This is a genomic window from Micromonospora sp. NBRC 110038 (assembly GCF_020884815.1).
Classification (GTDB): Bacteria; Actinomycetota; Actinomycetes; order Mycobacteriales; family Micromonosporaceae; genus Micromonospora; species Micromonospora haikouensis.
This window is the reverse complement of sequence record NZ_BBOL01000008.1, coordinates 150,484-158,957: the sequence shown is the minus strand read 5'-3', so window position 1 is coordinate 158,957 and position 8,474 is coordinate 150,484. Positions and strand designations below refer to the sequence as shown.

Below are 8,474 nucleotides of genomic sequence, written 5' to 3'. Positions count from 1 at the left end.
CACCCCGCCCCCGACCACCCCGCCCCCGACCACCCCGCCGCCGACGACCCCGCCCGCCAGCGGCGCGGTGTACGCCTCGCCGCAGGGCACCGACGGCGCTGCCGGCACCCAGTCCAACCCGACCACGATCACCTCGGCGATCACCCGGGTCGCGGCCGGCGGGACGATCTACCTGCGCGGCGGCACCTACAGCCTCGCCAAGACGGTCACCATCGCGCCGGGCAACAACGGCACCTCCAGCGCCCGCAAGAAGCTGATCGCCTACCCGGGCGAGACCCCGGTGCTCAACTTCTCGGCGATGAGCGAGGACCCGGCGAACCGGGGCCTGGCGCTGAACGGGTCCTACTGGCACGTCCAGGGCGTCGTCGTCGAGCGCGCCGGTGACAACGGCATCTTCGTCGGCGGCAGCAACAACATCATCGAGCGGACGATCACCCGCTTCAACCGCGACAGCGGCCTGCAGATCTCGCGGATCGCCTCCGACACGCCCCGCGACCAGTGGCCGGCCAACAACCTCGTCCTGAGCGCGGAGTCGCACGACAACGCCGACTCCGACGGCGAGGACGCCGACGGGTTCGCGGCGAAGCTGACCGTCGGCAACGGCAACGTCTTCCGCTACGCCGTGTCCCACAACAACATCGACGACGGCTGGGACCTCTACACCAAGAGCGACACGGGGGCGATCGGCCCGGTGACCATCGAGGACTCCCTCGCCTACAACAACGGCACCCTCAGCGACGGCAGCCAGGCGGGCAACGGCGACCGCAACGGCTTCAAGCTCGGCGGCGAGGACATCGCCGTCAACCACACCGTGCGCCGCACCATCGCGTTCCGCAACGGCAAGCACGGCTTCACGTACAACCGCAACCCGGGCTCGATGTCGATCTCGAACAACATCAGCATCGACAACACCGAGCGCAACTTCTCGTTCGACGCGGGCACCTCGGTGTTCCGGAGCAACACCTCGTGCCGCAGCGGCAGCGGGTCCAACGACAAGACCGTCGGCAACGTCGACAGCTCGAACCAGTTCTGGACCGGCTCGAACGGCTCGCGGTGCGCCAACTACTCCGGTGCCCTGAAGTGGTCGTTCGCCTCCGACGGCCGCCTCGTGGTGACCCTCGGCGGCAAGACGGTGACCTTCTGACCGGTCCCGTCACCCGTCGCCCGGCGGGTCGGCCCAGTGCGTCGCCGTACTGGGCCGACCCGCCGGGGTCGGCACCATCCCGGTCGGCGCGTGCCCGGCTAACCGCGTCGCGGCTCTGCCGTCGGCCGTGCCGCCGTCCGGGCCAGCAACCCGTGCGGGTCGGCCAGCAGCTCCGCGAAGCCGAGTTCGGCGGCGCCGACGAGGGTCGCGTCGTCGCCGAGGGCCGACGTGCGCAGCCGCACCCGCTCCTTGGCCACCGGCAGCACGCTGCTGGCGATACGGGCGCGGACCTGCTCCGCCGCGCCGGGGTACACGTCGCGCAGCATCCCGCCGAAGATCACCACCCCGGGGTTGAACAGGTTGATCAGGTTCGCCACCCCGATGCCGAGCCAGTCGCCGACGCGGCGCAGCGCCTGCCGGGCCACGAGGTCGCCGCCGTCGGCGTCGGCCACCACGTCCCGCAGGGCGTCGCGGCCGAACAGCCCGGCGGGCCGCCCGGCGGCGTCGAGCAGTGCCCGCTCGCCGACCTCCGCCTCCAGGCACCCACGGGAGCCGCACCCGCACGGCCGTCCGTCGTACGGGTTCACCACCATGTGCCCCAGCTCGCAGCCGTAGCCGCCCTCACCGTCGAGCAGCCTCCCGCCGACGATGATCCCGCCGCCCACGCCGACGTCGCCGTGCAGGTAGACCAGGTTCCGGAAGCCCACGCCCGCCCCGCGCTGCTGCTCGGCCAGCGCCCCGAGGTGGGCCTCGTTGCCCACCGACACCGGCGGACCGAACCCGAGCCGGCGGCCGAGCTCGACGCCGAACGCCTGGTCCACCCAGCCCAGGTCCGGCCCGAACCGGACCATGCCGTCGCCCGGCCGGATCATCCCGCAGTACGACGCGCCGACGCCGACGCACGTCGAGCCCGGCGGCGCCGCCTCCCGCAGCTCGCGACCGAACCCGGCGAGCGCCTCAACCACCCGGTCGAGGTCCGGGCCGGCCCGAGGCCGCGCCGCCCGCCGCCGGTCCAGCACGACCCCGCCCAGCCCGACCCGGGCGGCGAACAGCCAGTCCACGGCGACGTCGAACGCCAGCACGTACGCCCGGCCGGTCTCGGGCCGCACCAGCAGCGACGGCCGGCCCGCGCGCCCGGTCTCCGTCGGCGCCTCCTCGCGGACCAGGCCGGCGGCGGCGAGCTCCGCCGTCAGCGCCCCGATGGTGCTGCGGTTGAGACCCATCCGTTCGCCCAGCGCCGCCCGGGACACGGGGCCGTCCAGGTGGACGTGCCGGAGCAGGGTGGCGAGGTTGCTCCGGCGGATCTCCTCCTGGACCACCACCATGACCTCCAGGGCTCGCGGCGTCGCGGAGCCCCATTATCGCGGCGGGGGACCGCGAGGGTCGCACCCGTCGCGTAGCCGCCGGCCTCGCGGGGTGAGCCCGCCCGCCCCTGACGCAGCCGCTCGACGGGATCGGGGCTGGCGACGAGGGTGCCGAGCCAGGTGTCGCGGAGCCCGGGTGGAGCGGGCTCCTCGGCGGTGGCCTGGTGGTGGACGTACGCCGGTCAGCCGGGGCGGACCTGCGACCAGTCGAGCGCGTCGAGGTTGACCACGATCGCCTCCTGGGTGGTGCGCGCGATCACGACCACCGCCTCGACCTCCGGGTCCGGGTTCTCCTCCCGGTGCGGCACGTACGGCGGCACGAAGATGTAGTCGCCCGGCCCCGCCTGGACGCGCGTCTCCACCGGCTCCTCGCCCTCCAGGTCGAGGAAGACGAATGCCGGCGTCCCGGAGACCACGAAGATCGCCGTCTCGGAGGCGCCGTGGTGATGGTTGGCCGACGCCGTTGCCCCCGGGACGTGGGTCTGCCCCATCCACAGGTTGCGGGCGCCGACGGTCTTGCCGCTGACCGCCTCCAGGCGCCTCATCCCCGGCGTCTGCGTGGTCTGCCCGACCAGCCCGTCGGGAGCGATCCGGTGCAGCCGCCGGTGGAACGGGTCGATGTCGGCCGGCAGCAGGACGCCGCTCGGCGTGCGGACGAGGTCGCCGCCGGCGGAACCGGCGGGAACGTGCACGATGCTCATCGGGCTCCTTGCGCGGCGAGGACGGTCGCGTCCGACGGCGGACGCCCCTGGGATGCGGACAGCAGGCGGCGCAGCGCGTCGGCGGCGTTGTCGGGCACGTCCGGGCGCAGCCCCCGGCGCGCCCATACGGACAGCTCCAGCGGCTGCGGCACCGGCAGGTCGTCGCGGGCGACCAGGCCCTGCGGGGTCTGCCCGAGCGTGGCCATCAGGCCGACGCCCAGCCCGGCCTGCACCGCCGCCTGCACGCCGGCCAGGTAGGCCGCCTCGGAGCCGACCTCGGCGGGCAGGCCGTGCGCGGCGAGGGTGTCCAGCGCCCGGGTACGCAGCGCGCAGGGCGCGTCGAAGGCCACCAGCGGGATCGGCTCGTCCCGGGGCGGCCACCGCCAGTCGGGGGCGGAATACCAGGTCAGGTCCAGCTCGCCGACGATCCGCGCGTCGGGCTGCTCCACCCGGCCGAGCAGCAGCGCGAGGTCGATGCGGCCGTCGGCGAGGGCGGAGCGCAGCGGGGCGCCCCGGTCGATGCGGAACCGTACGCGCCAGTCGGGGAACGTCTGCGCCAGCGCCGCGGTCAGCTCCGGCAGCAGCTGCGCGGCGGCGTGCTCGGTCGAGCCGACGACCAGGGTCTGCTCGGGCTCGACGCCGAAGCCGCGCAGCGTCTCGTCGTGCGCGGCGAGGATCAGCCGGGCCTGGCGCAGCAGGATCTCACCGTCGGCGGTGAACCGCGAACCCCGCCCCTGCCGCTGCACGAGCGGCCGCCCGATCGCGGCCTCCAGCCGGCGGACGTGCTGGCTCACCGCCCCCTGGCTCAGGTAGAGCGCGGTCGCCGCGCGCTGGAAGCCGCCACAGTCCGCGACAGCGACGAAGCTGCGCAGCGGGGCGATGTCCAGGATGCGGCTCATGGCTGGTCAGTCTAGGAGCGGGGGAGCCGCGGATTATGAACAGTGTTTCACAGAACGTGAACAACGATCAGGAATCGTGATCGGTCCCCATCACGATCCGTTGTTGGACATCCGCCCTGCTCAGGGGCCAGGCTTGAGCCCATGAGTCGGAGAGCCGTCGTGAAGCTGACACGTCGCCGCTGGCTCGACAACGCACGCAGCCGCGCAACGCTCTGTTGCTGAACCGGCGACGTCGCTGATCGAGCGAGTCGCACCGCCGCGCCCGCCCTGCGAGGCGCCCGCACCGCCTGCGCGCTGATCCTCCGGGGTGCCCCGCACCGTCGCGAGCACCCCGCCCACCCGTACCGCCCGCCGGCCCCGGCGGGCCGACGGCTCGCATCCCCACGACCGCTCCGCCCCGACGCCGGGCTGTGCCCGGCGGGCGTCGGCGTGGCCTCCGCCTGCACCCTGCTGACCGAGAAGGCACCCTCATGACCGAAAAGACCCTCAAGCTGGGCGCCGTCCTGCTCGGCGTCGGTGGCCCCGGCCAACACCACACGTGGCTCGACCCGGAGATCCCCGGCACCGCCAGCGTCGACATCCACTGGTACATCGCCCGCGCCCGGCAGGCCGAGGCGGCCGGGTTCGACCTGGTCTTCATCGTCGACAGCCAGTTCATCACGCCGGACTCGCCGCACCACTACCTCAACCGGCTGGAACCGCTGACCCTGCTGTCCGCCGTGGCCGTGCACACCACCCACATCGGCCTGGTCGGCACGCTCACCACCTCCTACAACGACCCGTTCAACGTCGCCCGCCGACTGGCCTCACTGGACCTGATCAGCGGCGGCCGGGCCGGCTGGAACGTCGTGGCCACCGGCGACGGCGGCACCGCCGGCAACTACGGCCGCGCCGAGCACTACGACTACGCCACCCGCTACGGCCGCGCGCTGGAGCACGTCCGCGTCGTGCAGGGCCTCTGGGACTCCTACGAGGACGATGCCTTCCCCCGCGACAAGGAGCGGGGCGTCTTCTTCGACCGGTCCCGCCAGCACGCCCTGCACCACGTGGGGGAGCACTTCTCCGTCGCCGGGCCGCTGAACATCGAACGGTCCCCGCAGGGCCAGCCGGTCATCTTCCAGGCCGGCGACTCCGACGAGGGGCGCGACCTGGGCGCCACCGTCGGCGAGGCGATCTTCACCCACGCCCAGACCATCGAGCAGGGGCAGGCGTTCGCCCGCGACATCCGCGCCCGGGCGGCGGCGAGGGGCCGCGACCCCGAGCACGTTCTCATCTTCCCCGGCATCAGCCCCGTCGTCGCCGACACCGACGCCGAGGCCCGGGAGAAGGAGCGCGCGACCCGCGACGGCAAGAGCTTCGACCGGGCGCTCGCCGAGCTGGGCCGCCCCTTCGGCTGGCACGACTTCTCCCGCTACGACCTCGACGCGCCCTTCCCCGAGGTCGGCGCCGCCGGGGACCGCAGCTTCAGGACCCAGGCCGAGCGGATCAAGAAGCTCGCCCGGGACAACGGGTTGACCCTCCGGCAGACCGTGCAGCACCTGCTCGACGCCCAGCGGTCGCCGTTCGTCGGGTCGCCGCTGACCGTGGCCAACGAGATCGAGCGGTGGTTCCGCGCCGGGGCCCTCGACGGGCTCAACGTCAGCGTCACCGTGCCCAGCGAGTTCGCCCGGTTCACCGACGACGTCCTGCCCATCCTGCGTGAACGCGGCGTCGCGCGCAGCGGCTACGCGGCCAGCACCCTGCGCGGCAACCTCGGCCTGCCGATCCCCGAGAACAGGCACACCGCCGCCCGCCGGGCCGCCGCGCACTCCGCCCCCGCCGACCTCAGCCCCGTCCCGTGACCATCCCCGACACGATCCGGAAAGGCACCACCATGACCATCGCCCGACGTACGAGATGGGCCGCCGCGCTCGGGGCGGCGCTCGCCCTGGCGCTGACCGGCTGCGCCACCGACGCCGGCAGCTCCGGCGGCACGCCCACCCTGCGGTGGGCGGTGGCCCTGCCCGCCCACTGGGACCCCGTCGTCAGCGGCAGCGGCGCCCAGTTCCGCATCCTCTCCCTGGCGTACGCGTCCCTGACCGAGATCGACGAGTCGGGCAAGGCGGTGCCCGGCCTCGCCCAGGGCTGGGACTACAACGCCGCCGGCGACGAGGTGACCTTCCACCTGCGACCCGGCCTGAAGTTCACCGACGGCGAGCCGCTGGACGCCGAGGCGGTCAAGCTCTACCTCGAACGCGCCAAGACGCAGCAGAACTCGGCCCTGTTCGGCGACCTCACCTCCATCAGGGAGGTCACCACCCGCGGCGACCTCGACGTCGTCGTCCGGCTGACCCAGGTGGACTACCAGATCCCGCTGCTGCTGGGCCAGCGCGTCGCGCAGATCACCAGCCCGAGGGCCGCCCGGGACCCGGCCAAGCTGGACCAGTCCCCGGTCGGCGCGGGCCCGTTCGTCGTCACCGAGAACGTGCCCGGCTCGCACGTCTACCTCGCGAAGAACCCGGACTACTGGAACGCCGCCAACATCCACCTCGACCGGGTGGAGCTGCACTCCGCGCCGGACGCCGCCACCGTCGTCTCCAGCGTGCAGACCGGCGTCTACGACCTGGCGTACCTCGAACCCACCCAGGTCAAGCCGGCCAAGGCCGCCGGGCTCGACGTGGTCTTCCAGCCCGGCTTCAACGCGGCCAACATCAGCATCAACGTCAACAAGAAGCCCTTCGACGACCCGAAGGTCGTCGATGCGGTGCGGCACGCCGTCAACCGCCAGGAGTACGTCGACAAGGTCACCTTCGGCTACGGCAAGGCCACCGACCAGCCGTTCCCCCCGGGCTACGTCGCCTACGACGAGCAGTCGGCCAACCGCTATCCCTACGACCCCGACCGGTCCCGCGAGCTGCTCGCCGAGGCCGGCTACACCCCCGGGCAGATCAAGCTCGACCTGGTCGTCCCGGCCCAGTCGACGGCCGCGGAGATCGTCCAGTCCCAGCTCGGCGCCGTCGGCATCGACGTCGCCATCAAGGTCGACCCGAACTGGTCCACGCCGTTCTTCGCCAAGGACCTCACCCTGTCGCTGTACGGCACCACCGGCCGCGAGTCGCCGGTGCAGACCCTGACCGCCCACTTCGGCCCGAACGGCCCGCTCAACCTCAGCACCCCGTACGAGCCCGACGGCTTCGCCGAGGCCGTATCCCTGGCCCGCCGCACGCCCCTGGAATCGCCCGACTACGCCCGCAACCTTCAGGCGGCCACCCGGGCCGGGCTGGCCAGCCGGGCGCTGGTCTTCACCTACTCGCAGCCGAACATCCTCGTCAAGAGCACCAAGCTGTCCGCGCTGCCGGCCGTCCCGGGGCAACTGCACTGGACCGGCGTCAAGGTGACGCCGTGACCGCGACCCGTCTGCGCCGGGCCCTGGGCCGCACCGCGGCCGTGACCGCCCGCTCGGTCGCGATCTTCGTCCCCGTCTTCGGTGTGGCGACGTTCGTGACGTTCGCGCTGCGTGCCCTCAGCGGCCTCAGCCCGGCGCAACTGCAACTCGGCGAGTCGGCCACGCCGGAGTCGATCGCCCGAATCGAGCACCAGTGGGGCCTGGACCGGCCCTTCCTCACCCAGTACCTCGACTGGTTCGGCGACGTGCTCTCCGGCGACCTCGGCACGAGCTGGCACAACGGGGCCGACATCTCCCGACTGCTCGCCGAGGGCGCGGTGATCAGCCTGTCCGTCGCCGGGCTCGCGCTGGCCATCGGCGTCGTGTTCGGGTTCGGCTTCGGCGTCCTCGCGGCGCTGCGGCGCAGCACCTGGGTCGACCGGACCATCACCGGGTTCATGACCGTCGTGTCGGTGATGCCGTCGTTCGTCGTCGGCATCGTCCTGGTCGCGGTGTTCGCGGTCGGGTTCGGCTGGTTCCCGTCCGCCGGCTACGCCCCGGCGGACCGGGGGCTGGGCGTCTGGCTGGCGCACATCACCCTGCCGGCGATCGCGCTCAGCTTCGACACGGTCTCCGACGTGGCCCGACAACTGCGCTCCGGCCTCGTGGCGGCCTACCGGGAGAACTACGTCACCGGGGCCGTCGTGCGCGGCCTCGGCCCCCGCCGGATCTTCTTCCGGCACGTGCTGCGCAACGGCATCGGGCCCGCGCTCACCGTGCTGGGGATGAAGTTCCCCAACCTGCTCGGCGGTGCGGTGGTGACCGAGGCGATCTTCGGGATGCCGGGGTTCGGCCAGTTCGCCGCCAGCTCGGCCCAGCGCGGCGACGTCCCCGCCGTGCAGGGCGTCCTGGTCGTCTCGATCGTGCTCGTCGTCGTGTTCAACCTGCTGGTCAACGTCGTTCTGAGCCGGGTCACCCCGGCCTCGGCGAGAGGGGTGTGAC

Annotated in this window: 7 protein-coding genes; 4 read left to right on the top strand and 3 right to left on the bottom strand. The window is 73.0% G+C overall.

The genetic code is table 11. From position 1 onward, the window contains the following. On the top strand, positions 1-1,144 hold a 1,144-nt coding region (locus tag LPU61_RS24820; RefSeq protein WP_229406319.1), incomplete at its 5' end, for a cellulose-binding protein. A 98-nt stretch (positions 1,145-1,242) separates the two neighbouring features. Here LPU61_RS24820 and LPU61_RS24815 read toward each other — a convergent pair. The 3 genes from LPU61_RS24815 to LPU61_RS24805 form a co-directional block, all read right to left on the bottom strand. After that, positions 1,243-2,469 (bottom strand): ROK family transcriptional regulator, encoded by a 1,227-nt coding sequence (locus LPU61_RS24815; RefSeq protein ID WP_229406318.1) that lies wholly within the window; start codon positions 2,467-2,469, stop codon positions 1,243-1,245. A gap of 221 nt (positions 2,470-2,690) precedes the next feature. After that, positions 2,691-3,209, bottom strand: coding sequence for a cupin domain-containing protein (locus tag LPU61_RS24810; RefSeq protein ID WP_082106340.1), 519 nt, complete (start codon positions 3,207-3,209; stop codon positions 2,691-2,693). Continuing rightward, positions 3,206-4,108: a LysR substrate-binding domain-containing protein gene (locus LPU61_RS24805; RefSeq protein ID WP_043963439.1), complete on the bottom strand. Its 903-nt coding sequence runs from the start codon at positions 4,106-4,108 to the stop codon at positions 3,206-3,208. The genes LPU61_RS24810 and LPU61_RS24805 overlap by 4 nt, the downstream gene beginning before the upstream one ends. A gap of 470 nt (positions 4,109-4,578) precedes the next feature. Between LPU61_RS24805 and LPU61_RS24800 the strand changes: the two genes are divergently transcribed. Genes LPU61_RS24800 through LPU61_RS24790 form a run of 3 tightly spaced genes read left to right on the top strand, consistent with a single transcriptional unit; the run spans position 4,579 to position 8,473 of the window. After that, positions 4,579-5,949, top strand: coding sequence for an NtaA/DmoA family FMN-dependent monooxygenase (locus tag LPU61_RS24800; protein WP_229406317.1), 1,371 nt, complete (start codon positions 4,579-4,581; stop codon positions 5,947-5,949). After that, positions 5,946-7,493, top strand: a complete 1,548-nt coding sequence (locus LPU61_RS24795) for an ABC transporter substrate-binding protein (RefSeq protein ID WP_229406316.1) — start codon at positions 5,946-5,948, stop codon at positions 7,491-7,493. Before LPU61_RS24800 ends, LPU61_RS24795 begins: the two co-directional genes overlap by 4 nt. After that, a complete protein-coding gene (locus tag LPU61_RS24790) occupies positions 7,490-8,473 on the top strand; it encodes an ABC transporter permease (RefSeq protein WP_043963441.1) in 984 nt (327 codons plus the stop codon). The genes LPU61_RS24795 and LPU61_RS24790 overlap by 4 nt, the downstream gene beginning before the upstream one ends. The last annotated feature ends 1 nt before the right edge of the window (position 8,474 follow it).